The organism is Burkholderia sp. Se-20378 (assembly GCF_017104665.1).
In the GTDB taxonomy this organism is placed as follows: Bacteria; Pseudomonadota; Gammaproteobacteria; order Burkholderiales; family Burkholderiaceae; genus Burkholderia; species Burkholderia lata.
The window spans coordinates 1-761 of the sequence record NZ_JAAGPG010001181.1 but is presented as its reverse complement, the minus strand read 5'-3'; the positions used below and the strand labels follow the sequence as shown (position 1 = coordinate 761).

Annotated in this window: 1 pseudogene; it reads right to left on the bottom strand. The window is 71.5% G+C overall.

From position 1 onward, the window contains the following. Positions 1-761: pseudogene (locus tag G3N93_RS40875) on the bottom strand (glutamate--cysteine ligase); the annotation flags it as partial.

The following is a 761-nucleotide window of genomic DNA, read 5'->3' as shown; positions in this document are numbered from 1 at the left end:
TGCGCGCAAGCAGTTCGTGCGCCCAGGTACGCAGTGCCACGCGTTCGTCGCCGCGCTGCAGCTCGAGCCCCGGACGCCGCCCTTCCCGCGCGACCGTCGCGAAGTTGCGCCGGCACGTGTCCCGCTCGGCGCCCGCGAAGCACGGGCTGTCGTCGAGCGCGCAGAACAGCAGGAATGCGTCGACGAAGCGCAGCGTCGTCTCGGCGACGCCGTGCGGTGCGAACGGGTCGATGTCGAGGCAGCGCACCTCGACGTATTCGACGCCGCGGCTGCGCAGCGCATCGAGCGGCCGCTCGCCGCTGCGCACCGTGCGCTTCGGGCGAATCGACGAATAGAACTCGTTCTCCATCTGCAGCAGGTGCGTGCTGAGCTGCAGCCACTCGCCGTCGCGCTTCGCGCCGATCGCCTGGTACTCGGGGCACGGCTGCGCGACCGCGCGCGCGAGCCCTTCCAGGTAGGCCGGCAGGTTGTCGAGGCACGGTGCGAAAGCACCCTGCACGCGGTTCTGGTAGCCGAGGTCGCTCATGCGCAGGCTGGTCGCGTACGGCAGGTACAGCGTCTGCGCATCGAACGCGTCGAGCCCGTGCCGGTCGCCCGCGACGAAGCCCGCGCACAGCGCCGGCGATGCGCCGAACAGGTACAGCAGCAGCCAGCCATAGCGATGGAAATTGCGGATCAGCGCGAGATAGCCCGCCGAGCGGGCGTCGCGCGCGTCGCGGCCGGCCTGCCCGCACCCGTCGCGCACCTCGCGCAGCAGCGGA